We start from the raw sequence: 25,681 nt of genomic DNA, 5'->3' as shown, positions 1-25,681 counted from the left end.
GCTGGGAGAGCATCTGCCTTACAAGCAGGGGGTCACAGGTTCGAGCCCTGTACCGCCCACCATATATGGCCTGGTAGTTCAGTTGGTTAGAATGCCAGCCTGTCACGCTGGAGGTCGTCGGTTCGAGTCCGATCCAGGTCGCCATTTGCTGATGTAGCTCAATTGGTAGAGCAACTGACTTGTAATCAGTAGGTTGGGGGTTCAAGTCCTCTCATCAGCTCCATTTTTAAACTTGGAGGAGTTCCCGAGTTGGCCAAAGGGGACGGACTGTAAATCCGTTAGCTACGCTTTCAGTGGTTCGAATCCACTCTCCTCCACCAAAAAAATAAATTGAAAAAAAGGGTTGACAAAATAAAACCGAATTGGTATACTAAAATAGTTGCTTAGAGAATTTGCGCGGGTGTAGCTCAGTGGTAGAGCCCCAGCCTTCCAAGCTGGTTGCGAGGGTTCGATTCCCTTCACCCGCTCCAGTATGCACCTATAGCTCAGCTGGATAGAGCAACGGACTTCTAATCCGTGCGCCAGAGGTTCGAATCCTCTTAGGTGCGCCATAATGGGGTGTAGCCAAGTCGGTAAGGCACTAGACTTTGACTCTAGCATTTCACAGGTTCGAGTCCTGTCACCCCAGCCAGTTTTATATGACCCATTAGCTCAGTCGGCAGAGCACCTGACTTTTAATCAGGGTGTCCCGCGTTCGAGTCGCGGATGGGTCACCATCAAGGAGAGGTATCGAAGTGGTCATAACGAGGCGGTCTTGAAAACCGTTTGGGTTCACGCCCACGTGGGTTCGAATCCCACCCTCTCCGCCAATTTTTTTTTAGATTGGATTAGGAGAAATACTCAAGTGGCTGAAGAGGCTCCCCTGCTAAGGGAGTAGATCCTTAACGGGATGCGAGGGTTCAAATCCCTCTTTCTCCGCCAGTTATTGGGGCCTTTAGCTCAGTTGGTTAGAGCGCCCGGCTCATAACCGGTAGGTCCGGGGTTCGAGTCCCTGAAGGCCCACCAATATAAATATTTCTTGGCCTTGCCAAGAAATATTTTGTTTAAAAACAAAATATTAGCCCGGATAGCTCAGTCGGTAGAGCAGAGGACTGAAAATCCTCGTGTCGCTGGTTCGATTCCGGCTCCGGGCACCATAAAGACTATTAATTGTCTTTTTTTAACTTGACATAGTATTTACTATGTTTTATTATTTTTATAGGACATTTAAATAAGACCCATTAGCTCAGATGTAGAGCACCTGACTCTTAATCAGGAGGTCCCATGCTCAAAGCGTGGATGGGTCACCAAATACATAAAATGCATAATATATGACTCATTAGCTCAGTTGGTAGAGCACCTGACTCTTAATCAGGTTGTCCAGGGTTCGAGCCCCTGATGGGTCACCAGAACTAAGAAGGCTAAAACCTTCTTTTTTTATTGCATAATTGTAGCCTTATCTAATATAATAATTAAATAGAGTAAATTTAAGAGGAGAAATAGATGAAAATTGGTATATTAAGTGATACACATGGAGATATTGTTCAGACAAAGAAAGCATTAAAGATTTTAAAAGATTGTGATTATATTATTCATTGTGGTGATGTTTTATATCATGGGCCTAGAAATGATTTACCTAAAAATTATAATCCGAGAGATTTAGCAGCCTATTTAAGCACACTGGAAAATATTTATTATATTAGAGGTAATTGTGATAGTGATGTAGATGAAATGGTTATTAAAAAAGATTTAAAAAGTAAATCTAAGGTTTTTAATTTTGGAAAATACAATATATTTGCAATTCATGGATATGAGGAAACGGAAGATGAAAGAATTAAAAAAGCAAGGGAAGTTAATGCGAATATTGTAGTTTCTGGTCATACCCATATAAAAGTATTAAAGAAAGTTGGTAATACTGTTGTAATTAATCCGGGTAGTACAACAATTCCAAAAGATGGAACAAGCTCTTGTGCAATTATTAGTAACAAGACTGTTGATTTAATTAATATAGAAAATGCTTATATTATTGATTCTCTAATAATATAAGCTATAATTTATGTTATAATTTATAATGTATAAAATTTGTTTAGGAGGAACTATGAAAGAATTTATAGAAAAGAGTGTTAAGGAAATACAAGAACAAATTGGTAATGGAAAAGCAATTTGTGCATTATCAGGTGGAGTTGATTCATCAGTATGTGCTGTTTTAGTCCATAAAGCAATAGGCGATAGGCTGACTTGTGTTTTTGTTGATCATGGTTTACTACGTAAAGGTGAACGTGAAGAAGTAGAAGAAATGTTTAGAGGTAAGTACCATATAAATTTAATAACTGTAGATGCTGAAGATAGATTTCTTGAAAAATTAAAAGGAGTTTCTGATCCTGAACAAAAAAGAAAAATTATAGGCGAGGAATTTATAAGAGTTTTTGAAGAAGAACAAGCTAAGTTGTCAGGTTATGAATATTTAGTACAAGGTACTATATATCCTGATATTGCAGAAAGTGGTAAAGATGGTAAAGGATTAGTTAAAAGCCATCATAATGTAGGTGGTTTACCTGAAGATGTAAATTTTGAACTTGTAGAGCCTTTAAAAACTTTATATAAAGAAGAAGTAAGACAAGTAGGTAGAGAACTTGGAATGCCGGATGTAATGGTAAATAGACAACCCTTTCCAGGACCAGGATTAGGGGTTAGAGTTTTAGGTGAAATCACTAAAGAGAAACTTGATATTTTAAGAGACGCAGATTATATATATAGAGATGAAGTTGCTAAAGCTGGTTTAGACACAAAAATTTGGCAGTATTTTGCAGCTATGCCTGATTTTAGTGTAACAGGTGTTAAAGATGGAGAAAGAACTTATTCTAGAACAATTTTCTTAAGAGCAGTTAATTCTGAAGATGCAGTTACTGCATATTGGTATCCATTTGATATGGAATTTTTGAAAAAAGTTTCGAAAAGAATTACAAGTGAAGTACCACAGGTAAATAGAGTACTTTATGACATAACACAAAAACCACCGGGAACAATAGAATTCGAATAAGAACAAGAAAGGCTATACCTGTTGATATTACTAGGTTATAGCCTTTTAATTTAGTAAAACCTACTAATAATGTGCTATTATTTATAGACTTCTTTTCTGTGTGCAATATTTACAAGCAGAATTATAAGTTTATTATCATTGATTTCTGCAATGATTCTATAGCTACCAACCCTATATCTCCAGTATTCTTTTAAATCTCCCTTTAAAGATTTACCATTGCTTCTAGGATTATCTGTATTAATTAAATTCTTTTCAATCCAGTTAATTATCAATTTACTTGTTCCATTATCTAGCTTAGAAAGTTGCCTAATAGCCTTTTTTTCATATTCAACTGTATAAGCCATATTATAAACCTAGTATTTTTTTAACTTCATCATGGGAGTAAGTTTCAATATCGCCTTTTTCTTTTCTTATTTCATAGTCTTTTATGGCTTGTAAATCAAATTCATTTTCCATTTTCTCAACAAGGGCCTCTTTTAATAATGTAGATAAACCATTACCTTTTATGCTAGCGTATTCACTAAACATTTTTTCTTCTTCTTCATTTAATCTCACAGTAATAACTTTCATAACATCACCCCTTAAATGTATTACAATGTATTCTTGATATTCATATTATAATACAATGTAATACAAAAAGCAATCTATAAAATTAGATGACTCAGTTATTTTTTCAAATTTTTCTAACAACTTAACTATTTTAGTATTATCTTTAGGCTAAAGATGTGAATAGGTATTTAACGTGGTTTCTACTTTGTTATGTCCTAATCTTTGTGTTATAGTCACAGGATTAATATATATCTTATTTTCTCTATTTCAGCCTTTTTATTTCCTTGTTTCATTTCATAATGGAAAAATCTTTTAGTATAGGGGAAGATTCTATCTGTGTCCTTAGGTTTGTATACCTGTTTCTTGACCTCTATTGCTTCATTAACGGCTGTTTCAGTTAAAGGTATATCTTTTTATACTCTTAGGTGATTTATGGTCTGTTAAATGTCTTTACCGTCTATTCCTTGGAAAGATTTGGTAACATGAAGTATCTTATTATCTGTGTCTATATCATTCCGGGATTCGAATAAGAACAGGAAAGGCTATAGATATTGTTATAACTAGGTTATAGCATTTTTAATTTAGTAAAAGCTACTATTTAGAAAAACTTATAGTTCTAGCAGATAATAAATCACCAGAAGTTGAAACTATTTTATTGAATTTTTTAGTTATTTCTTTTTTATTATTAGATTCTGCAATGATTTCATTTGTTCCATCTAAAAAATACATTACAAGAGAATATAGATCTTCATTTTCCAATAATTCAATTTTTTTGCATAAATTCATATTAAATATTTTCTTAGGTTCAAAATCATTTACAATAAACATAAATCTATCTCCTTTTGTTTTTAAATTTTCTTTTCAATTATTATTATACATAGGTAAGAAAAAATCTAATAGTTACTTAAGTAATTAAATTTAAGAAACATTTTATCATTTTTGTGTAATTCTTTAAGTATTTCTATTTTTTGGGTATAATAGCTACAAAGTAGTTTAATAAACTATATTTTAAGGAAGTGATTGTAAGGATGTAGTTTTTTCAAATCTAATGATTAGTTTAATGCAGATTTTTGTAGTAGGTTACAATGTATTAAAATTCATAGCATTAAATATAATTATTCTTTATGGTCTGAAATATTTAAAAAGTTAAATAATAAGTGGAATTAATTTATATTTTATAAATATGCCTTATAATATAGTTAAATAATATAATAAATTAATTTTAAATTAACCTGATTGATAATATATATTATTTGTAAAAATAAACAAAATAAGAATTTTAAAGGAGTCATTATGAAATTTGGTGTTATTGGGTCTAATTTTATTGTTAATGATTTTTTAAAAGCAGCAAAATTAAATCCTGATTTTGAATTTACAGCTATGTATTCTAGAGATATAAAAAGAGCTGAATCTTTTGGAAAAGAAAATGGAGCGAAATATTTTTTTGATGATTTAGATGAAATGTTTAAATCGGGTATAGAAGCCGTTTACATTGCTAGCCCTATAGGTTTACATGAAGAACAGTCGATTAAAGCTTTAAATGCAGGATTACACGTGTTGTGTGAGAAAGTAGCGACAACGACAGTTGAATCTATAGATAGAATTATAGAAGCGGCTAAGGAAAACAATAGAATGTTTATGGAAGCTATGATTTCCACTGTTACTCCAACTTTTAAGGAGATTAAAAATAGTCTACATAAGTTAGGGAAAATACGAAGGGTAGTTTTTCAATTTAACCAATACTCTTCAAGATATGATAAGTTAAAAAATGGAATTATAGAAAATGCTTTTAAACCAGAATTGGGAAATGGTGCCTTAACTGACATAGGAATTTATACTATTGAACCAATAATACACCTTTTTGGAAAACCTAAAGCTGTTGTAGGAAGTAATCACCGACTTGTAACTAATGCAATAGGTTTTGGAACAGGTATATTAGAATATGAGGATTTTCAAGCTGTTATTATGTATAGTAAAATTTTTAATAGTTATAGTGAATCGGAAATTATTGGTGAAGAGGGAGTTTTATCAATTAATAAAATATCCTTGCCAAGTAAATTTGAAATAAAATATCGTAATGGAGATTATGAGTTTTATGAAAATTCACAAAATATTCCATTAATGTATTATGAAATTGAAGAATTTATTAATTCTATAAAAGAAGGAAAAATAGAATCGGAAATTAATACCCATAGTATAACTAGAGATAGTATAGAAATAATTGAATCTTTATGGAATAAGTAAAAAATAAAAATAAGGATAAATAAATCATACAAATTTATTTATCCTTATTTTTATTTTTATAATTTCTTAGAATTATTGTAATTGTTTTGTAATAGTAAAAGAGGAATACTGTGCTATAATATTTTGTAGAAATTTTAAGAAATATAAAATATTAATTAGAAATGGGATTGGTATATGAATAAGTTGTTAAGAAAAATAGTGTTGGCATTTATATCGCTTTTGATAGCTCTTTCTATATTGTTTATATATTACAAATATGCTATTAAAAATATAGAAAATAACTATAGTAGTGAAATAATGCACTTATATTCAAATGAAACAAGGGATAAGGGATTAAGAATATTAGAGCAAGGATTGGAAAATAATGATATTTTACTTTTAGGCTCTTCCGATTTAAGGATAAAAGTAGAACAAAACCCTATTAATTTATTTCCCAACAATACCAGTAATAAAAATATTATAATTTCTGGTAAACCAAGAGTACAAAGTCTTTTAAATTTAATTAAATTAGGAGCCCTAGATGTTAATAAGGATAGTAATATAGGTATTATAGTTTCACTTCAATGGTTTATGAGAAGTAAGGTAGAGAAAGCGAGTTTCAATTCTAATTTTTCAGAATTACAGTTTTATGAATTTATGGAAAATAAAAATATTAGCAATGATTTAAAAGACAAGGTAGCAAATAGAGTTTTCAGTTTAACTAATAATGTAGCAAATCATAATGCTACAGTATACACTCAATTGGATACTTCGCACAAAATCTTCCAAAAGACATTTAGGCCATTTTTTAATTTTCAAAAATGGTTTTTAGATTTACAAGATACCTATAAATCATCTTTTTTACTTGATAGATATAAAAATAAAAATCAAGCTATAAAAAATGAATTATCTTGGCAAGAGTTAGATGAGTTAGCTGAAAGCCAAGGTGAAAAATCAGTTACTAATAATGATATGTTTGTAGAAGACCAATATTATGTTAAGGAACTACAACCAAACTTAAAGGATTTAAAGAACAAATATGAGGGGATTAACTTATTAAAATCTGATGAATTTAATGATTTAGAATTATTATTAGAGTTATGTACAGAATTAGGAGTTAAACCCTTTGTAATTATAGAGTCTACAAATGGATATTTTTATGATTATGCTGGAATTAACAAGGAACAAAGAGATAGTTATTATGATAAAACAAGACAATTAGTAGAAAAATATGGTTTTAACTATATTGATTTAAGGGATTTTGAATATGATAAATACTTTTATTTTGATGCTATGCATTTAGGCTGGAAGGGTTGGCTATATGTTAGTAAAGAGATGTCAGAATATTTTAAATAATAGAATTTAGTCTTTATTAAATAGTCATATTTAGAAGGTAAATAAATAAAGCTAAGCATAATTTTAGCCTATATTGATTTGCATATAAAATATATTGTTAAAAATTTCCTATTGATGTATTATTCAATAATTGCTATAATTACTGTAATAAAGTAATTATGGAGGAAAAATATGAGCGAAAAACCACGTGTTTCATTAGCCGTTGTAAAAAGATTACCAAAATACTATAGATATTTAGGATTAATAGCGGATAAGGGAATTATAAGGGTTTCTTCACAGGAACTTAGTAAAATTACAGGCTTAACTGCTTCTCAAATAAGACAGGACTTAAATCATTTTGGTGGTTTCGGTCAACAAGGTTACGGATATAATGTTGAAGAGTTAAAGTCAGAAATTGAAAAAATTATTGGTATAGATAAATCTTATAAGGCTATAATTGTAGGAATGGGTAATATTGGTCAGGCTATTTATAAGTATAGAGGATTTAATGAAGATTCTGGATTTAAAATAGTAGGTTTATTCGATAAGGATAAAAATACCATTGGAAGAACTATGAGTGGAATAAAAGTAAATGATATTAAAAATATTAATAAATTTTTACAAAAAGAAAATGTTCATATAGCCGTTTTAGCTGTACCTGCTGATTCAGCTCAGGAAGTTTGTGATACATTAGTGGAAGGTAATGTTAAGGGAATATGGAATTTTGCCCCAATAGACTTAAAATTACCAAAAGATGTAGTTTTAGAAAATGTACATTTAGATGAAAGTCTATTTACATTAACATATTATATGAATAATTTAAAAGATTATCCGGGAACAAAAAACTAGACATTAAATAATGTCTTTTTTTTTGGTTAGGTGGTGTTGTTTTGATTTTAATAGGAGCAAAGGAAATATCGAAAAGTTATGTTACTGAGGAAATATTATCAGGTGTTACATTTAATATACAAAAGGGAGATAAGGTTGGTTTAATAGGAATTAATGGATCGGGGAAAACTACTTTACTAAATATATTAATGAATGAAATATCCTATGATAGTGGAGAAATATACAAGCAAAAGGATTTGAAAATAGGATATTTAAAACAATTAACGGATTTAAACAGTAAGAATACTCTATATGATGAATGTTTAGAGGTTTTTGAAGAAGTAATAAATATTGAAACTAAAATTAGAGAACTAGAAGAAAAAATGTCTAGTAGTAAAGGCGAGGAGTTAGATGAAATACTAGTACAATATCAAAAACTTCAAGATAGATTTATAAAATTAGATGGTTATGAATATAATTCAAGAATACAAGGAATGTTAAAGGGGTTAGGTTTTACTGAAGAAGATTTTTATAAAAGTATTAAGTTTTTTTCAGGTGGTCAAAAATCAAGAATTCAATTAGCAAAATTATTATTATCTAAACCTGATATATTATTTTTAGATGAGCCAACTAACCATTTAGATTTAGAAGCCATAGACTTTCTTCAAGGTTTTTTAAGGGATTATGATGGCTCTATTTTATTAATATCCCATGATAGATATTTTTTAGATAAGGTCGTTAATAAGATTTTTTTATTGGAAAATAAAAAAATAGAAATTTATAAAGGAAATTATACTAATTATACAATTCAAAGAAAAAAAGACTTAGAAATGAGAATGGCAGCCTATGAAAACCAACAAAAAGAAATTAAAAGACAACAGGAAATAATTGAAAGGTTCTCAAATTATGGAAGTGCAAGATTAATTAAACAATCCCAATCTAGAAAGAAACTACTGGAAAAAATGAAAATATTAGAAGAACCTAAAAATGTTTCAGGCCAGTTTTCCTTGAGATTCACTCCGGCTGTTGAAAGTGGTAAGGATGTTTTAAAAATAGAAGATTTATCTAAATCCTTTGATGATAAAATATTATTTGAAAATGTAAATATAGATATTTATAAGGGAGAAAAGGTTGGCTTAATAGGTTCCAATGGTATTGGTAAAACTACCTTGTTTAAGATGATACTTGGGAAATTAGGAGTAAATAAGGGAAGTATAAATATAGGAAGTCAAGTTCATTTTGGTTATTTTGATCAAGAACAGCAAAATCTTGATTCGAATAATACTATTATTGATGAAATTTGGAATGAATATCCAAAATTAACTCATTATGAAATAAGGAATTATTTAGCTAGATTTATGTTTATAGGAGATGATATTTTTAAGGAAATCTCAGAACTAAGTGGTGGTGAAAAAGCTAGGGTTTCATTATTGAAGTTAATGTTGTCGACTTCAAATTTTTTATTGATGGATGAGCCAACAAATCATTTAGACATCGATTCTAAAGAAGTTTTGGAAAATGCCCTGTTGGAATATGATGGAACCTGTTTTATTATTTCCCATGATAGATATTTTTTAAATAAAGTTGTTGATAAAATTGTCATATTAAACAATGATGGTGCTATTACCTATCTAGGAAATTATGATTACTATATTGAAAAAATAAATGAAGAAAAAATACAACTTGAAATAGAAAAAAAATCTAAGACAAGTATAGAAAAAGAAAAAAAGAAATTAAGACAAATAGAACGTGAGAAAAGTAAAAATAGGAAAAAAATTATAGAACTTGAGAAAAAGATTCAAGAAGTGGAAATAGAACTTGAAAATCTAAATTTACAAGCGTCAAATAACGAAATTTACACAGATGCGACTAAGGTAGAAAATTTATTTAAGGAAATACGTAATAAAGAAGATTTAAAGGAAGAGCTATATAACGATTGGTTTGATTTACAAGACTAGTTAAAGAATAAAAAACTAAGTTTTACAAGATGGTAAAACTTAGTTTTTTAAGTTATATTAACTACTATTTATTTTTATTTGCTTCTTTATAGGCTTCTCTGGCTTTCTCTAAAGCTTCTATGGCATCAGTAACGTTGTACCATCCACCAATTTCGACTTCCTTGTTTTCCAATCTTTTATACTCTTTAAAAAAATGCTCAAATTCTCTTTCAGTATGGCTACTTAAATCCCCTAAAGAATAAACTTCATCGTATCTTGGGTCATGAATAGGTACTGCTATTAATTTCTCATCATTTCCCTTATCATCTGCCATTTTAAACATACCTATTATTCTTGATTCTATCATACATCCTGGAAAAGTTGGGTTTTTCATTAGAACGAGAATATCTATAGGATCCCCATCTTCAGAAAGGGTCTCTGGCACAAATCCATAGTCAGCAGGATAAAACATTGGTGAAAATAGACATCTATCTAATTTTATAACGTTTTTTTCATGGTCAAATTCATATTTATTGCTACTACCTTTAGGAATTTCTATCATAGCTTCTACAATTACTTCCTTGTTTGTTTTTATATCAGACATAATTTTTCCTCCTATTTTATTTAATATTATACTATATTTATGGGAAAGTTGTATCAATATATATTATTTAATTAATAGGAAAACCATAGTATTTATATTAATAAAATTTACTTGTTAATTATGATAAAATATATTTAAGAACATAAAAACAAATTAAGGGGTTATAAGAGGTATAAATGGATAATTTAAAAATAGCTAAAGATAAAATGATAAATGATAATAGAAATTTAGTAGTTGTCAAAGACGGTAAAGTAATTTTTGAAAGCAGTAAAAAGGGAATCGTTCCCATGTATGATTTATATAATGAAGAAATTACAGGAGATATATATATTTCAGATAAATTTATTGGTGGCGGAGCAGCTAAGTTTATTTTAAATTTTAAAGGTAGAACTGTTGAATTATATACAAATATTATTTCTAAAGGAGCTTTAAAGCTACTAGAGTCAAAGGGAATAAAGGTACAGTATGAAAAAATAGTTGAAAAAATATTAAATAGAACAGGAGATGATTTTTGTCCTGTTGAAAAAATTAGTATGGAAAATGAAGATTTTAATATTTTCTATAATAAAATCGAAGCCTTTTTGTTACAAACAAAACAAATATAGGAGATATTATGAAATTAGATATGTTTCAATTTATTGACTCATCAGTTGACTACATAAATACAAAAAAAGATTTTATAAATTATGTGGCGAAAGAAGTTAATAGATTTTTTTATAAATTATTGGAAGATGACGATTTTTTTCTTAATTCAAATTATAGAATAAAGATGGATAATAGTATAAAGGAAAAAATGTTACGTCAAAATTTCTTCAACAAATTGGATCATCCGAGGGAAGTTTTAGATTATTTAAATGATATTGTAGGCGTAAGACTAGAGTGTAGGTTTAATAGTGATGAAGAAATAATTTTCAATAGAATTAAGGATACTTTTCATATTAAGGGTGATGGAGAATATTTTAAAACCGACCTTAATGATAATATATATTTAAACATGTCAGAAGAACAACCACAGTATCAAAAAAATGGTTTTGAAATATATAAAATTGATGGAAAGTACATTGATGGCGATGAAGAATTATTGTTTGAACTACAAATAAAGTCTATGGTAAATGTTTTTTGGGGAGAAATTGACCATATAATCCTCTATAAAAATTTCAACTATATGATAACAGAAGACTTTATTAGAAATATTATGTATTCTATTAAAAGTAATTTAGAAATGGTAGATAGTCAGCTTAATAACATATATGACAGATTAAAGGACATTGAAGAATCAAAGACTGAAAATACAAAATCACAGTTAAAATCAATTTTGTCTAAATCCATACATGATACCTATATTCTAAAATTGAAAAAAGAAACAGGCCTACTAATAGATTTAAGATTAATATCGGATTTAGTAGTAGATTTTTTATTTGCAAAATTAGAAATTGATGATGATATAAATTCTAATAATAGGATTATTGAGTTATTTGACACAATAAATCAACTTAATAGAAAAAAGATGGTTTTTGGAAAAAATATTATTCTTGAAAATATTAAATATAGGAATAATTTAAATAAAAAACTAGGTAATTCAATGAAGATAACTATTAATAAAGATTTTAGATGGAATTTATGTTTAAAGATAATAATTGATTTAATAAAAGAAGAAAATAATATTATTTTTATACAATTTATAGATTATATAGTTCACACTATTAGTTATAGAGTAGGAAAAGCTGTTGAAGGTATAAATTTATGCAAAAGAGATAGACATAAGTTAAAATATGATTTATTAAATGTAATAATAGATTTTTATTGTAAAGATTTGGATATTAATTATTTCAATATTGAAGATATGAGAAAATTACAAGTAAATATTGAAAAATTTTTAGAAAATATCTCTAAACCAGAGGATTTGTTGGATTTAGATATAAATGAATTTGAAGATATTATGTGTAAACAGTATATGTAATTAAATAGAATTATAAAAGAGTGATTGATTTGACTATTGGAATAGATATAAGTAAAATTAGTAGATTTGAAAAATTTTTAGATAATGAAAAATTCTATAATAGGGTTTTTACTAAAAATGAAATTGAATTGATAAATAAAAGAAGGGGTAATAGAAAATTAGAAACTATAGCCGGTAGATTTTCAGCTAAAGAGGCAGTTTCAAAAGCTTTAGGAACAGGAATAGGGAAAATAGGTTTTAAAGATATTGAAATATTAAATAAAGAAAATGGGAAACCTGAAGTATTTTTATGTAATAAAGCCAAAGATATTTGCAGTAAAATAATAGATAATAACTTAGAAGTTTCAATTTCTCATGATGGAGAATATGTTGTTTCTGTAGCCAAGGAAGCTAATACTAGATCTATGGAAATAGATTTAGAGCTTAGGGATTTATTAAAAAAACGAGTAGAGGATTCCCATAAAGGAGATTATGGTAAAATTGCTTTAATTGGTGGTTCTAAGGGGATGTGTGGTTCAATACATATATCGTCGATGGCTGCATTAAGAACTGGTTCAGGTTTAGTTTATACAGTCGTGCCTAATAGCATATCCGATATTATGCAGATTAAGGCACTGGAAAATATTGTAATTACCGTAAATAAAGAGGAAGTACAAAATAAAAAAGATTTTTTTAACAAGTTAACCGCCTTTGGAATTGGTCCAGGAATGGGAAAAAATTATGAATATGATTTTATTAGATTTTTTCTAGAAGAATTTAATAAACCTATTGTAATTGATGCAGATGGGTTAAATATAATTTCAAAAAACATAGATAAACTTCCTAAAGATAAGAGTATAATATTTACCCCTCATGAAATGGAAATGTCAAGATTATCAGGATTACCAGTAGATTTTATTCATAAGAACAGAGAAGAAGTTGCCTTGAAATTTGCTAAGGAATATAATATTGTACTTGTTTTAAAGGGTCATAGAACCATAGTTACAAATGGAGAAGAAATCTATATAAATAAATATGGTAATGCAGGTATGGCAACAGCTGGCAGTGGAGATGTTTTAACTGGTATTATTACATCATTAGCAGGACAGGGATACGATACTTATTCAGCGGCTAAGACAGGTGTAATTATCCATGGAATAGCTGGAGATTTAGCAAAGGATAAGTTAGGAGAAGATGGAATTATTGCTAGGGATATTTTAGAGAATATTCCATATTCAATAAAATTAATTAGGGAGAATAAAAATTAATGGAAAGATATCAAAGTTATGTAAAGGTTGATATAGATGCGCTACAACACAATTATTTTGAATTAAAGAGAATAAGTTATCCTTCTATGATAAGTGCAGTGGTAAAGGCTAATGCATATGGACTAGGAGCTGTTACTATAGCTAGAGAATTGGAAAAAATAGGATTGGATTACTTATGTGTTGCAAATATAAATGAAGCATTAGAATTAAGAAACAATGACATATATTTACCTATTTTGGTTTTAGGTTATGTAATAGATGACTCCTTTAGAGCAATAATTCAAAATAGAATAGAAGTAACTGCCTATGATTTTGAACAATGTAATAAAATTAATGAACAGGCAAAAGAATTAAATGCAATAGTAGATGTTCATATTAAAGTTGACACTGGAATGGGTAGATTAGGATATTTAATTGATGAAAATAATACAGATAATGCAATTAAAGAAATAAAGAAAATAAATAGTTTATCAAATGTTAGAATTAAAGGAATTTATTCCCATTTTTCAGATGCGGATAGTGCAGATTTTTCATATACTAAAAAACAATATGAAAAATTTATGGATTTTATAATCTTTCTTGAAAAAGAGAATATTTCAATTCCAGTAAAACATATAAGCAATGATGCAGGTGCTATAGTACATGGGTATTATTTGGATATGATTCGTTCAGGCATAGGTATTTATGGCTATTATCCATCTGAAATAGTTAAATTATCCAATAAAGTAAAATTAGAGCCAATAGCATCTTTATTTACAACGGTATCTAGTGTAAAACTATTTGAAGCAGGTGAAAGTATTGGTTACAATAGAACTTTTACAACAGATAAAATTACAAAAGTTGCTACTATTGCTATAGGTTACGCAGATGGATATCCTATTCAATTATCTAACAAAGGATTTGTAAAAATTAAAGGACAGAAGGCGAAAATCATAGGAAAGGTTTGTATGGACCAAACAATGATAGATGTTTCCAATATTGATGATATAAATATTGGTGATCCAGTTTTACTTTATGGAAAAGACCAATATGGAGAAATTTCTATTTATGAAATTGCCAATTTAGCCAATACTATAGTATATGATTTAATTTGTGGTATTACTATGAGAATACCTAGAGTTTATGTAAAAGATAATAAAATTTTTAACATAATAAATTATTTAAAACATTAAGAATTGACATAGCTTGAATTAAAAGATTATAATAATTATAATAGGGAAATATATAATCAAAAAGGACAGCTCAGCTGTTAGGTGTAAATAATGAAAATTAAAAGAGGAGATATTTTCTTTGCTGACCTTAGTCCTGTTGTTGGTTCTGAACAAGGAGGAGTTAGACCTGTTGTTGTAATACAAAATGATGTTGGAAATAAATATAGCCCTACAATTATTGTTGCAGCAATAACTTCTCAATTACATAAAGCTAAATTGCCAACACATGTTGGTATATCTGCAGATATATATGGTTTACCAAAAAATTCTGTAATATTATTAGAACAAATTAAAACAATAGACAAAAAAAGGTTGAGAGAAAAAATAGGTGTTTTTGATGATAAGGTCATGATTAAAGTAGATGAAGGGCTAAAGATATCATTAGGGCTATAATAATTATGAAAGAAAAGTTAACTTTTCTTTTGAAATAAGAAACCCTCTAAATATTTATTTAGTGGGTTTTAAGTTTTATGTATAAATTTATTGTATATTATTTAAATATTTATTTTATTTAATTCTTAAAATATTATATTTTATTTCTAAAATTAAAATAGATTTTTATCAATAAGTTTACAAAAAATCCAAATAATAATTAATTAAATATCAACTTTATACAATACTATGTTATAATTAAATTATGAAAAAATTAATAAATTTATTAAAAAAATATTCTAAAAAATTAAAAAAAATCACAATAGTTACCTTTGGTTCTATACTAGTTGGGGTAGGAATTTATTTTTTTATAATGGATTATCAAATTCCCTTAGGTGGAATTAGTGGATTTGCAATAGCCTTGCAAAATTTATTTCCAAAGCTACAAGTAGGATATGTAATGACAACTTTAAATATACTATTATTTATTCTATCCTATATATTTTTAGGCAAGGAATATGTTGGCTATACTTTGTATTCGTCACTAATAGTATCTAATACAATAACCCTACTGGAAAATTTGGTACCTCTAAAAGAAGCATTAACTAGTAACATTTTATTAAGTGTAATTATTGGTGTTATAATGTCTGGACTTGGAATTGCAATAGTAATTACTCAAAATGCAACAACAGGGGGAACGGAAATTCTAGCTAGTATAATAAATAAATATACTAATATAGATATGGGTAAAAGCATTATGTTTGCAGATGCTCTAGTAGTTCTATTTGGTATATATGCTGTAAATATTGAGGTAGGCCTATATGCTTTAGTAGGTTTAGGTCTGAACACACTAGTAATAAATTGGGCAATTTCAGGTTTAAATACAAAGATTAACATGATAATAATCACTGAAAAATTTGAAATTGTTAATAAGTTTATAATTGAACATATGGAACGTGGTTCAACAGTTTATCTAGCAGAAGGTGGATTTTCAAGAGAAAGAAAACAAATAATAAACACAATTGTTTCAAGGTCCGAATATTTTGTTATTAAAAATTATGTAGCAGAAGTTGATCCAAAAGCCTTTGTTATTATGAATTATGTTAATGAGGTTGTTGGTGAAGGATTTACTCATGAATTAGAGGATTTGAAAGATATATACTAAGAAATAGTATGTATCTTTTTTTATTTTAAAAGAAATTATATATATTAAAAAAAATATATATAATTTTTAAAGGGCTTTTATTTATTTAGATAAAAGGGTATGATTTGTTTAAGTTAATTTAACTTATATATAAAAAATAAATGAATTCAATAAGGAGGAAAAAATGAATAGGGATGAAGCTTTAAAGTTGTTAAAAGAATACAATAAAGAACAATTTCATATACAACATGCTATTACCGTGGAAAAAGTTATGGAGTATTTTGCGGAAATTGAAAATGAAGATCCGAAATATTGGGGTATAGTTGGGTTATTACATGATATTGATTTTGAAATGTACCCAGATGAACATTGTGTTAAAGCTGTAGATATTTTAAAAGAAAACAATTACAGTCAAGAATTTATTACAAGTGTAATAAGTCATGGCTATGGAATTTGTTCTGATGTAAAACCTGAGCAAAAAATGGAGAAAATTCTCTATGCAGTAGATGAGTTAACAGGTTTGATTTTTGCAGCATCATTAATGAGGCCATCAAAATCTACAAAAGATATGAAATTAAAAAGTTTAAAGAAAAAATTTAAAGATAAGAGTTTTGCAGCTGGCTGTTCAAGAGACGCCATCCGTAACGGAGCCGAAATGTTGAATATGGAACTTGATGAATTATTACAAACAACCCTTACGGCAATGCAAGAAAAAGAAGATGAAATATTTGCAGAAATAGAAAAATAAATAACTATAAAAAATAAAATTGGAAGTTAATTGAAAAAAACTTAACAATACAATAATATTTTGTTATAATACATTTGAATAAGGAGGAGAGTATAATGGAAAAGAAATTTAAATTAGGTTTAATACCAAAATTGATTATTGCAATTATTTTAGGGGTTTTAACAGGACTATATCTACCTAAGATAGTAACTCAAATAGCAGTTACATTTTCATCATTTTTTAGCCAGTGGTTAAGTTTTGTTATACCACTTATGATTTTAGCCTTTGTAACAAAGGGGATAGCTGATTTAAGTGAGGGGGCAGGTAAATTATTAGGGATTACAGTATTAATTTCCTATGCGTCAACATTATTAGGTGGAACATTGTCATGGATTATGAGTGATAGTATTTTCCCTAAATTTATAACAGCAGAAGCAGTAGACCAAATTACTAAAGCTGCAGGCGATTCTTTAGAACCAATTTTTAGTGTTGAATTGAATCCGTTTTTTGATGTAACAGGTGCATTGGTTTTTGCCTTTGTATTTGGTTTATCAATATCTTGGTTAAGGAATAAAGGGAAAGGTGAATATAGCTATGGATTTATAACTGAATTTAATGAAATTATAACTAATATATTAGGAAAAGCTGTTGTTCCTGTTTTACCTTTCTATATTTTTGGTAACTTTGCTAATATGGCATATTCTGGCTCTGTATTTGCTATTTTAAGTATATTCTGGAAAATATTTATTTTAATAGTAACACTACATCTATTATATGTTTCAGCTATGTTTGTTATATCAGGAAGTTATACAGGAAAAAACCCTATTACGTTAATTAGAAATCAAGTTTCAGGTTATGTTACGGCTTTAGGAACACAATCTTCAGCAGCAACAATACCAGTAAACTTAGAGTGTGCTAAAAAAGATGGTGTAAGTAAAGGAATAAGGGACTTTGTAATTCCTTTAGGGGCAACAGTTCATATGCCAGGCTCAATGATTACAATAACAGCTTGTACCTATACAATATTAGCTATGTATGGAATGCCAAATGGATATACAACTATGATACCTTATATAGCAATATTGGGAATTGCAATGGTAGCAGCACCAGGTGCACCAGGTGGAGCAGTAATGAGTGCATTGCCGTTTTTACCAGTTGTAGGAATAGATCCGACTAGTGGCATGGCAACTTTATTAATTTCACTTTACACCACACAAGATAGCTTTGGAACAGCTGCCAATATTTCAGGTGACAATGCCATAGCTGTAGCTGTTGATAAAATATACTACAAACATATAGTTAGACGAGAAAAAACTAAAGAAGAATTAGAAAGTTAGGTATATAATGGGAGATTATAATTTATTTGATATTTTAGGACCAATAATGATTGGTCCTTCAAGTTCCCACACTGCAGGAGCTTGTAGAATATCGAAAACAGCTAGAATTATTTCAGGCGATGGTTTTAATAAAATAAAGTTTATTTTACACGGCTCTTTTGCAGAAACATATAGAGGTCATGGTACAGATAAGGCTTTATTAGCTGGTGCATTGAGAATGTATCCTGACGATGATAGATTGAAAGATTCTTTTGAAATAGCTAAAAAAGAGGGACTGGAGTTTTCTTTTGAAAAAGGAGACTTGGGAAATGTTCATCCTAATACCGTTAAAATAGAAATGTATTATCCTAATGGAAAGGTTAATACAGTAGTTGGCTCCTCTATTGGTGGAGGGAATATAAAAATAGTAGAAATGAACGGTATAAAGATTAATTTTACTAGCGAATATCCTTTATTAATATGTAGATATGTAGACAAAAGAGGTATAATAGCCTTTATATCTACAGTTTTAAGTGACAATGGTTACAATATTGAAAGTATGCATACAAATAAAAGTGATGAGGGAGTTACTTTAGTTATTGAACTTGATAAAAATATTGATGAAAAAACCATTGAAACTATATCTAAAAACGAAGATATTGATTTCGTTAAACATTTAGTGAAAGGATTTTAAGAATGATATATAACGCAGAAGAATTAATTTTATATTGTAAAGAAAATAATAAATCCATAGCCGATATAGTACTTGAAGATGAAATTAAAAACTCAGGAGATACAGAAGAAGTCATAGTAGAAAAATTACTCAATATGTTAGAGGTTATGGAGCAGTCAGCAAAAAAGTTTTTAGAAGTGGAAAGTGTTACAAATCTAGGTATGATTGATGGCTTTGCTAAAAAGGCAAATGACTATGCACTAAAAGATGAGGGATTTTTAAGCAAAGAAAACATTCAAGCAATGGCAATGGCCTTTTCAACACTTGAATTTAGCTCATCAATGGGGAAAATAGTAGCGTCACCTACAGCTGGTTCATCAGGAATAATACCAGCGGCAATATTTAGGTATAAGGCTTCAAATAAAGATGTTGATAATAGAAAGTTAGTAGATGCTCTCTTAACATCTGTAGGAATAGGACAAATAATAGGAAGATATGCTAATTTTGCCGGAGCAGAAGGTGGTTGTCAGGCAGAATGTGGTTCTGCTTCTGCAATGGCGTCAGCTGCCTTAGTTTTTCTAAAAGGTGGTTCTATTGAAGAAATTTTAAATGCAGCTTCTATTACTTTAGTAAATATTCTTGGACTCGTATGTGATCCTATTGCAGGCCTAGTTGAATATCCTTGTACATTTAGAAATGCATCAGGAGTTATAAATGCAATTTTATCAGCAGATTTAGCTTTGGCGGGAATTAAGTCATTAGTTCCTTTTGAAGAAGTAACTCAGGCAATGAATGAAGTTGGTAAATCTATGAGTTATACCTTAAAAGAGACTTCATTAGGAGGCTTGGCTGCTACAAAAACAGGTGAAAAAATTAAAAAAGAGTTTTACGGAGAATAATTTTGTTTTACCTGTAATAATTGAATTTTGCAGAGTGGAAATATTTAAATTTTCTACTCTCTTTTTTTATAATTTCTTAAATAATTATATTATAATAGGCAAAAATAACTGATAATATTAAAAATATGTTAAAATACGTGTAAAGTATTGGTTTTATTGGTATAATGTTTAGATGTGGAGGTGAAGAAATGATAGAATTAGGTGAAATTCAAGAACTAGAAATTAAGCGGATTAGAAAAGTTGGAGCTTTTTTAGGACCTTCCAAAAACATTAATAGAGATGAAGTTGTATTACTACCTAGTAATGAAGTTACTGACAAAGACAAGGTAGGAGATAAAATAGATGTTTTTATATATAAAGATCATGAAAATAGATTAACTGCAACTAGAAAAAAACCTAAAATAACCTTAGGTAAGATTGCCCACTTAGAAGTTAAAGATATTACAAAAATTGGAGCTTTTTTAGATTGGGGCTTGCAAAAAGATTTATTTTTACCTTTTAAAGAGCAAACAATTAAGCTTGAAAAGGGAAGGAAGTATTTAGTTGCCCTATATATAGACAAATCCAATAGATTAAGTTCAACTATGAAAATAAGAGATTATTTACGAACGGATTCAAACTTTAAGGAAAATGATTGGGTTGATGGAATAGTTTATAATATTGTTGATGATATTGGTGCTTTTGTAGCAGTAGATGGTATATATGAAGCGTTAATACCAAAGGAACATATGAGAGGAATAGTTGTTGTAGGTGAAAATGTTAGTGCTAGAGTTTCATCAGTGAAAGCTGATGGAAGGCTAAATTTAACAATGAGAAATAGAAGTCATCTAGAAATAGATAATGATGGAAATTTAATAATGGATACACTTTTAGAAAATGATGGCTTTTTAGAACTAAATGATAAATCAAGTCCTGACGATATAATGGATACTTTATCTATGACAAAATCAAGCTTTAAAAAAGCAGTTGGAAGATTATTAAAAAATAATAAAATAGAGTTTTACAAAAATGGTATAAAAATAAAGAGGAGAGATTAAATGAGTGAAGGTAATATTTTAGCAATAGTAAATGGAAGAGAAATTTCAAAAGAGGAAGTACAAAGCTTCATTAATATGATGGGACATCAAGGTGCTCAATTTAACAATGAAGAAGGAATGAAAAAAGTAGCTGATGAATTAGTAAATCAAGAATTATTTTATTTTGATGCTTTAAAAAATGGCTTAGATAAAAATGAAGACTATCTAAAGGAAGTTGAAAGGATTAAAGAGAGTGCATTAAAGCAATTTGCTGTTAATAACTTTTTAAAAGATATAGAAATAAAAGATAGTGACGTTGAAGAATATTATGAATCTCATAAAGAATATTTTAAAAAGCCTGAAATGGTTACAGCTTCTCATATTTTAGTAGAGGAAGAAGAACAAGCTAAAAAAATAAGAGAAGAGATAGAAAATGGTAAATCCTTTGAAGAAGCTGCGACTGAGTATTCTACATGTCCTTCAAAAGAAAAGGGTGGTTCTTTAGGACAATTTGGTAGAGGACAAATGGTTCCTGAATTTGAGCAAGCAGCATTTAATGCAGAAGTAGGAACTATTACTGAACCGGTAAAATCACAATTTGGATATCATATAATTAAAGTAGATAATAAAACAAGTGAAGAATATTCATCATTAGATGAAGTTAGAAATGAAGTTAAAAGACAATTAACGGCTTTAAAACAACAAGAAGTATATTTAAATAAAGCAAAAGATTTAAGTCAAGAATACAAGGTTGAAAAATTTTATTAAAAATTTGTTATTAGATTTATAATATAAAAAAATTTAGCACCATTAATTAATAATTCTAGTGGTTTATATTAATTAATGGTTAACCTTATTTTCTGTTTTAACTACAAAAAATGGGTATAAAATTAATATTAATAATTTTAATATATATTTTTTAATTTAAATTTATAAATTTAATAAATTGGAGGTTCTAATGAGCGAAAATAATAATCATGAATGTGGTTGTGGATGTGACCATAACGATCATGAATTTGAAGAAATGGAAACTATAACATTAACTTTAGAAGATGACTCTGAGTTAGAATGTGGAGTATTGGGGATTTTTGATGTACCTACTGAAAATAGAGAATATATTGCTTTAGTTAATTTAGAAGACGAACAAGTATTATTATATAGATATATCGAAGATGAAAATGATCAGGAAGTATTTGAACTTGGTAGTATTGAAACAGATGAAGAATTTGAAAGAGTTTCAAATGTTTTCCAAGAGATTTTTGTTGATGAAGATGTTGAATAGTTAAGACAAAGCAAATTTGCTTTGTCTTTTTTAAGAGGTAGAAATATGTATAAAATAGTATGTTTAGATTTGGATGGAACACTGCTAAATGATGAAAAGCAAGTTTCACAATTCAATTTACAAGTATTAGAAGCCTTATATTATAATGGAATTGAAATTGCTATTGCAACAGGACGAGGACTTAGTAAAACTGCTGATTTAATAAAGAATTTTAATTTTCCCCATATAATAATTGCCAATAATGGAGCTATTGCAAAATATAGCAACTTTAATAATATTCTATTTTATAACCCTATTGATTTTAAATCATATGAAAAAATCTTAGAAATAAGTGCAAACAAAAATATGTATCCTTATTTACATATATTTGATTCTAAAAATGAAAGATCTTTAATTATTCCAAATGAAGTGGAAAAAGAAAAACACATTGGATCTGTTAGTAGATTAGATGAGATTATTCATAATAAAGAGGCAGGAATGGAAGAATTAAAGAATATACTATCTGTGGTATATATAGACGAAGTGGAAAAAGTCCATAAGTTAAATAAGGATATTTTAAAGTTAAGATTGGATCTATCGACTCATATTTTGTCATCTTATCTAAGGGGAAATGTAATGGTTGAATATTTAAATCCTTTAGCACAGAAATCTATAGGGATTTCAAACTATTTAAAATATAAAAATATTAGCTGGAAAGAAGTAATATCCTTTGGTGATGATAATAATGATATAGAAATGATAAAAGCATCAGGATTGGGTATATGTATGAAAAATGGAAGTGATCTTTTAAAACTAAATTCTAGGTATATTTCAAAATATACAAATAATGAAGATGGTGTTGGAAGAGAGCTTGTTGAAATTTTTGGAGGCATACTATGAGTAATATAAAGGATTATTTTAGTGAAGAATTTATTAACAAATATAAAGGATATAATTTAGTAGTATATTTTTATCCTAGAGACAATACACCTGGATGTACTACAGAAGCTATTGATTTTACAGAGAGAAAAGAAGATTTTGAAAAGTTAAATACTAAAATAGTAGGTATTAGTAAGGATTCTGAAAAATCCCATGAAAATTTCACAAAAAAACATAATTTAAATTTAGACTTAATTAGTGATAAAGAAAAAGTGCTACATGATAAATTTGATGTTATTAAACTAAAAAAAATGTATGGAAAAGAAGTAATGGGTACAGAAAGATCAACATTTATATTTAATGTAGATGGGGAATTAGTTAAAGAATATAGAAAAGTAAGAGTTAAAGGTCATGTAGAGGACGTTTATAATTTCCTTAAGGAATATCTAAATGACTAAAGGGACTTTGTATTTATCCTATAGTGAATATTTAAAGGATAATTATGGGGAAAAAGTCTATAAATTACCAGTTAAATTGAATTTAACCTGTCCTAATAGAGATAATAATATATCTGTAGGTGGATGTATTTTTTGTAATGAAAAAGGTGGTTCTTTTGAGAATTTAGATATTTCATTAACAGTAAAAGAACAAATATTAAGAAATAAAGAGTACATTGGGACTAAGTACAAGGCGAAAAAATTTATAGTTTATTTTCAAAATTTTTCAAACACCTATATGGATTTTGAAAAATTCAAGAAGATAATTAATGAATGTAATTTAGAGGATATTGTAGCAATTGATATTTCAACAAGACCCGATTGTATATACGATATTCAACTAGATTTTTTGGAAGAATTTAAAAACGAAACCAATATAGATATTATATTTGAACTAGGGTTACAAACAGCTAATTATCGTACATTAAAAACTTTGAATAGGGGACATGGTATAAGTGAGTTTGTATTAGCATGTAAAAAAATAAAGGAAAAAAACTTTAAAATTTGTACTCATGTTATTATAGGCTTACCTTGGGATGATGAATTAGATGTAATAGAGACTGCAAAATTAATTTCGGTTTTAGATAATGATGAGGTGAAAATTCATTCATTATATATACCTAAAAACACAAAACTTGAAAAGATGTATAAAAATAAAGAAATAGAGTTAATTTCCCTAGATAAATATGTTGAATATGTAGTTTTGTTTTTAAGATATCTTAAAAAAGACATAGCAATTCAACGTTTAGTTGGAAGAATGCCGAAAGAGGATAGTGTATTTTGTAACTGGGGAACTAGCTGGTGGAAGATTAGAGATAAAATTGAAAACACCTTAGAAGAGAACAATTTCCAACAAGGAGATTTATGTAATTATCTTGATGGAATTAGTATTATATAATACAATAATAATAGTAGTTAAGTTATAGAAAGGTAGTGGTAAAATGATTAAATTTGTTTTAGGTCCATCTGGAAGTGGTAAAACAAAATGGCTTATAGATCAAGCTAATGAAGACAAAAGAAATGGGAATGGAAATATAGTTTTTATTGATACTGATGATTCTCATATTTTTTCTTTAGATTATCAAGTAAGATTAATAAATGCAAACAAATATCATATAAATACTGTTAGTGGATTCTACGGATTTTTAGCAGGAATAATTTCAAGGGATTATGATATTGAAAAAGTTTATGTAGATGGTATTTATGACATTGTTGATTTTGAATTACATGAACTAGAAGTTCTAACAAAGGATTTAGAAGTTCTTTCAGAAGAGTTCAATGTAGAATTCTATATAGGATTAAATAAGGACAAATCAGAGCTTCCTGAAAAGTTGGCTAAAGACGTTATAGAATTAAATGTACAATAGAAATTATAAGCATCCTTCAATAATAGGATGCTTTTTATTATTATGAGGAAAAATGAAAAGTGAAAGAGAATTACTAAATTTATTTTTAGAAAAAAGAAATGGATTAATAGAACAACTTGATAATGGTGAAATAAATAAAGAGATTTTTTTGGAAAATAACTATGCTTTAATAGATAGATTATCAATGAAACCTTTTCTAAAAATAGATTCAGTAGAAAAAGGTATATATAACTATCAATATTATAATATATTGGCTAAATACCATAATAATTTAGCAAATAAGTATAAGGAAAAAGATAAGAGAAGGTATAAAAGAGAAATAAATAAAACAAGTAACTACTATTGCGAAAAAGATAAGATAATTTTAGAAATATTAGAATTAGTGGAGTATAAAAATATTGATTGCTATTTTATAGAAATGCATTCTAATCGTTTAAATAATAACTTATTTGAAATAATTTTAAATAATTATGAAAAAACTATTTTACATTCTATGAATACAGATATTTTAAATAAATTAAAAAGAAATGGTGTTTTTAAGAATGTAATTCAAAAATCTAAAATAGATCTATATGTAAATAGTGGAATTTAAAAAATTCAGCATATGCTGAATTTTT

Annotated in this window: 27 protein-coding genes, 13 tRNA genes and 1 pseudogene; 37 read left to right on the top strand and 4 right to left on the bottom strand. The window is 28.0% G+C overall.

Annotated features, from left to right (window positions below):
* The first annotated feature begins 67 nt into the window (after positions 1-67).
* The 15 genes and pseudogenes from WAO56_RS08540 to guaA form a co-directional block, all read left to right on the top strand.
* Positions 68-144 (top strand) — tRNA-Asp (locus tag WAO56_RS08540).
* 3 nt (positions 145-147) lie between these two features.
* Positions 148-223: transfer RNA gene (locus tag WAO56_RS08535), tRNA-Thr, on the top strand.
* A gap of 11 nt (positions 224-234) precedes the next feature.
* Positions 235-320 (top strand) — tRNA-Tyr (locus WAO56_RS08530).
* 76 nt (positions 321-396) lie between these two features.
* Positions 397-470 (top strand) — tRNA-Gly (locus WAO56_RS08525).
* 4 nt (positions 471-474) lie between these two features.
* Positions 475-551, top strand: a tRNA-Arg gene (locus WAO56_RS08520).
* Between the two features lie 3 nt (positions 552-554).
* Positions 555-631, top strand: a tRNA-Gln gene (locus tag WAO56_RS08515).
* Positions 632-640: 9 nt separating this feature from the next.
* A tRNA-Lys gene (locus tag WAO56_RS08510) sits at positions 641-716 on the top strand.
* Between the two features lie 4 nt (positions 717-720).
* Positions 721-809, top strand: a tRNA-Ser gene (locus WAO56_RS08505).
* Positions 810-830: 21 nt separating this feature from the next.
* Positions 831-921: transfer RNA gene (locus WAO56_RS08500), tRNA-Ser, on the top strand.
* Positions 922-928: 7 nt separating this feature from the next.
* A tRNA-Ile gene (locus WAO56_RS08495) sits at positions 929-1,005 on the top strand.
* A gap of 55 nt (positions 1,006-1,060) precedes the next feature.
* Positions 1,061-1,136, top strand: a tRNA-Phe gene (locus WAO56_RS08490).
* A gap of 78 nt (positions 1,137-1,214) precedes the next feature.
* A tRNA-Lys gene (locus tag WAO56_RS08485) sits at positions 1,215-1,289 on the top strand.
* A gap of 23 nt (positions 1,290-1,312) precedes the next feature.
* A tRNA-Lys gene (locus WAO56_RS08480) sits at positions 1,313-1,388 on the top strand.
* A gap of 94 nt (positions 1,389-1,482) precedes the next feature.
* A complete protein-coding gene (gene yfcE / locus WAO56_RS08475) occupies positions 1,483-2,025 on the top strand; it encodes a phosphodiesterase (protein ID WP_422143122.1) in 543 nt (180 codons plus the stop codon).
* A 43-nt stretch (positions 2,026-2,068) separates the two neighbouring features.
* Positions 2,069-3,019 (top strand): annotated as a pseudogene (gene guaA, locus WAO56_RS08470) (glutamine-hydrolyzing GMP synthase); the annotation flags it as partial.
* A 77-nt stretch (positions 3,020-3,096) separates the two neighbouring features.
* On the opposite strand, the gene WAO56_RS08465 reads toward guaA, so the two are convergent.
* The 3 genes from WAO56_RS08465 to WAO56_RS08455 form a co-directional block, all read right to left on the bottom strand.
* Positions 3,097-3,363, bottom strand: a complete 267-nt coding sequence (locus WAO56_RS08465; protein ID WP_422143121.1) for a type II toxin-antitoxin system RelE family toxin — start codon at positions 3,361-3,363, stop codon at positions 3,097-3,099.
* A gap of 1 nt (position 3,364) precedes the next feature.
* Positions 3,365-3,589 carry a type II toxin-antitoxin system RelB family antitoxin gene (relB, locus tag WAO56_RS08460; protein WP_422143120.1) on the bottom strand — a complete coding sequence of 75 codons (225 nt, stop codon included), beginning with the start codon at positions 3,587-3,589 and terminating at the stop codon, positions 3,365-3,367.
* Positions 3,590-4,162: 573 nt separating this feature from the next.
* Positions 4,163-4,396: a hypothetical protein gene (locus tag WAO56_RS08455; protein ID WP_422143119.1), complete on the bottom strand. Its 234-nt coding sequence runs from the start codon at positions 4,394-4,396 to the stop codon at positions 4,163-4,165.
* A gap of 465 nt (positions 4,397-4,861) precedes the next feature.
* Here WAO56_RS08455 and WAO56_RS08450 point away from each other — a divergent pair, with 465 nt between their 5' ends.
* From WAO56_RS08450 to WAO56_RS08435, 4 genes are all read left to right on the top strand, one after another.
* Complete coding sequence (locus WAO56_RS08450; RefSeq protein WP_422143118.1) at positions 4,862-5,812, top strand: Gfo/Idh/MocA family protein; 951 nt, start codon at positions 4,862-4,864, stop codon at positions 5,810-5,812.
* A gap of 174 nt (positions 5,813-5,986) precedes the next feature.
* Positions 5,987-7,147 (top strand): D-alanyl-lipoteichoic acid biosynthesis protein DltD, encoded by a 1,161-nt coding sequence (dltD, locus tag WAO56_RS08445; protein WP_422143117.1) that lies wholly within the window; start codon positions 5,987-5,989, stop codon positions 7,145-7,147.
* 171 nt (positions 7,148-7,318) lie between these two features.
* Positions 7,319-7,975 carry a redox-sensing transcriptional repressor Rex gene (locus WAO56_RS08440; RefSeq protein WP_422143116.1) on the top strand — a complete coding sequence of 219 codons (657 nt, stop codon included), beginning with the start codon at positions 7,319-7,321 and terminating at the stop codon, positions 7,973-7,975.
* A 41-nt stretch (positions 7,976-8,016) separates the two neighbouring features.
* The gene (locus WAO56_RS08435) at positions 8,017-9,912 is read left to right on the top strand and encodes an ABC-F family ATP-binding cassette domain-containing protein (RefSeq protein WP_422143115.1); all 1,896 of its coding nucleotides are present in this window, start codon (positions 8,017-8,019) and stop codon (positions 9,910-9,912) included.
* A gap of 64 nt (positions 9,913-9,976) precedes the next feature.
* Here WAO56_RS08435 and WAO56_RS08430 read toward each other — a convergent pair whose 3' ends face one another.
* Positions 9,977-10,495 (bottom strand): inorganic diphosphatase, encoded by a 519-nt coding sequence (locus WAO56_RS08430; protein ID WP_422143114.1) that lies wholly within the window; start codon positions 10,493-10,495, stop codon positions 9,977-9,979.
* Between the two features lie 176 nt (positions 10,496-10,671).
* On the opposite strand from WAO56_RS08430, the gene WAO56_RS08425 reads away from it, so the two are divergent.
* From WAO56_RS08425 to WAO56_RS08340, 18 genes are all read left to right on the top strand, one after another.
* The gene (locus WAO56_RS08425; protein ID WP_422143113.1) at positions 10,672-11,100 is read left to right on the top strand and encodes a DUF1893 domain-containing protein; all 429 of its coding nucleotides are present in this window, start codon (positions 10,672-10,674) and stop codon (positions 11,098-11,100) included.
* Between the two features lie 8 nt (positions 11,101-11,108).
* Entirely contained in the window at positions 11,109-12,455 is a 1,347-nt protein-coding gene (locus WAO56_RS08420; protein WP_422143112.1) for a GTP pyrophosphokinase, read from the top strand.
* A 29-nt stretch (positions 12,456-12,484) separates the two neighbouring features.
* Positions 12,485-13,702 carry an NAD(P)H-hydrate dehydratase gene (locus WAO56_RS08415; protein ID WP_422143111.1) on the top strand — a complete coding sequence of 406 codons (1,218 nt, stop codon included), beginning with the start codon at positions 12,485-12,487 and terminating at the stop codon, positions 13,700-13,702.
* Positions 13,702-14,874, top strand: a complete 1,173-nt coding sequence (gene alr, locus WAO56_RS08410; RefSeq protein WP_422143110.1) for an alanine racemase — start codon at positions 13,702-13,704, stop codon at positions 14,872-14,874. Before WAO56_RS08415 ends, alr begins: the two co-directional genes overlap by 1 nt.
* Positions 14,875-14,964: 90 nt before the next feature.
* Positions 14,965-15,306, top strand: coding sequence for a type II toxin-antitoxin system PemK/MazF family toxin (locus WAO56_RS08405; RefSeq protein ID WP_422143109.1), 342 nt, complete (start codon positions 14,965-14,967; stop codon positions 15,304-15,306).
* A gap of 244 nt (positions 15,307-15,550) precedes the next feature.
* Positions 15,551-16,450, top strand: coding sequence for a YitT family protein (locus WAO56_RS08400; protein WP_422143108.1), 900 nt, complete (start codon positions 15,551-15,553; stop codon positions 16,448-16,450).
* A 163-nt stretch (positions 16,451-16,613) separates the two neighbouring features.
* Positions 16,614-17,177, top strand: a complete 564-nt coding sequence (locus tag WAO56_RS08395) for an HDIG domain-containing metalloprotein (RefSeq protein WP_422143107.1) — start codon at positions 16,614-16,616, stop codon at positions 17,175-17,177.
* A 95-nt stretch (positions 17,178-17,272) separates the two neighbouring features.
* Positions 17,273-18,493 carry a dicarboxylate/amino acid:cation symporter gene (locus WAO56_RS08390; protein WP_422143106.1) on the top strand — a complete coding sequence of 407 codons (1,221 nt, stop codon included), beginning with the start codon at positions 17,273-17,275 and terminating at the stop codon, positions 18,491-18,493.
* Positions 18,494-18,500: 7 nt separating this feature from the next.
* Entirely contained in the window at positions 18,501-19,166 is a 666-nt protein-coding gene (gene sdaAB / locus WAO56_RS08385) for an L-serine ammonia-lyase, iron-sulfur-dependent subunit beta (protein ID WP_422143105.1), read from the top strand.
* A 2-nt stretch (positions 19,167-19,168) separates the two neighbouring features.
* Positions 19,169-20,044 carry an L-serine ammonia-lyase, iron-sulfur-dependent, subunit alpha gene (sdaAA, locus tag WAO56_RS08380; protein WP_422143104.1) on the top strand — a complete coding sequence of 292 codons (876 nt, stop codon included), beginning with the start codon at positions 19,169-19,171 and terminating at the stop codon, positions 20,042-20,044.
* Positions 20,045-20,232: 188 nt separating this feature from the next.
* The gene (locus tag WAO56_RS08375) at positions 20,233-21,081 is read left to right on the top strand and encodes a S1 RNA-binding domain-containing protein (RefSeq protein ID WP_422143103.1); all 849 of its coding nucleotides are present in this window, start codon (positions 20,233-20,235) and stop codon (positions 21,079-21,081) included.
* Positions 21,082-21,828: a peptidylprolyl isomerase gene (locus WAO56_RS08370; RefSeq protein WP_422143102.1), complete on the top strand. Its 747-nt coding sequence runs from the start codon at positions 21,082-21,084 to the stop codon at positions 21,826-21,828.
* A gap of 190 nt (positions 21,829-22,018) precedes the next feature.
* On the top strand, positions 22,019-22,342 hold the full coding sequence (locus WAO56_RS08365) for a DUF1292 domain-containing protein (RefSeq protein ID WP_422143101.1): 324 nt from the start codon (positions 22,019-22,021) through the stop codon (positions 22,340-22,342).
* Positions 22,343-22,387: 45 nt separating this feature from the next.
* Positions 22,388-23,221: an HAD family hydrolase gene (locus WAO56_RS08360; protein WP_422143100.1), complete on the top strand. Its 834-nt coding sequence runs from the start codon at positions 22,388-22,390 to the stop codon at positions 23,219-23,221.
* Positions 23,218-23,658, top strand: a complete 441-nt coding sequence (locus tag WAO56_RS08355; RefSeq protein WP_422143099.1) for a peroxiredoxin — start codon at positions 23,218-23,220, stop codon at positions 23,656-23,658. Before WAO56_RS08360 ends, WAO56_RS08355 begins: the two co-directional genes overlap by 4 nt.
* Complete coding sequence (locus tag WAO56_RS08350) at positions 23,651-24,595, top strand: TIGR01212 family radical SAM protein (protein WP_422143098.1); 945 nt, start codon at positions 23,651-23,653, stop codon at positions 24,593-24,595. Before WAO56_RS08355 ends, WAO56_RS08350 begins: the two co-directional genes overlap by 8 nt.
* Positions 24,596-24,638: 43 nt before the next feature.
* Positions 24,639-25,064 carry a hypothetical protein gene (locus tag WAO56_RS08345; protein WP_422143097.1) on the top strand — a complete coding sequence of 142 codons (426 nt, stop codon included), beginning with the start codon at positions 24,639-24,641 and terminating at the stop codon, positions 25,062-25,064.
* Positions 25,065-25,116: 52 nt separating this feature from the next.
* Complete coding sequence (locus WAO56_RS08340) at positions 25,117-25,656, top strand: DUF6648 family protein (RefSeq protein WP_422143096.1); 540 nt, start codon at positions 25,117-25,119, stop codon at positions 25,654-25,656.
* The last annotated feature ends 25 nt before the right edge of the window (positions 25,657-25,681 follow it).

The sequence above is a fragment of the Miniphocaeibacter sp. genome (genome assembly GCF_049276255.1).
GTDB lineage: Bacteria > Bacillota > Clostridia > Tissierellales > Peptoniphilaceae > Miniphocaeibacter.
This window is presented reverse-complemented; position numbering and strand designations above follow the sequence as displayed.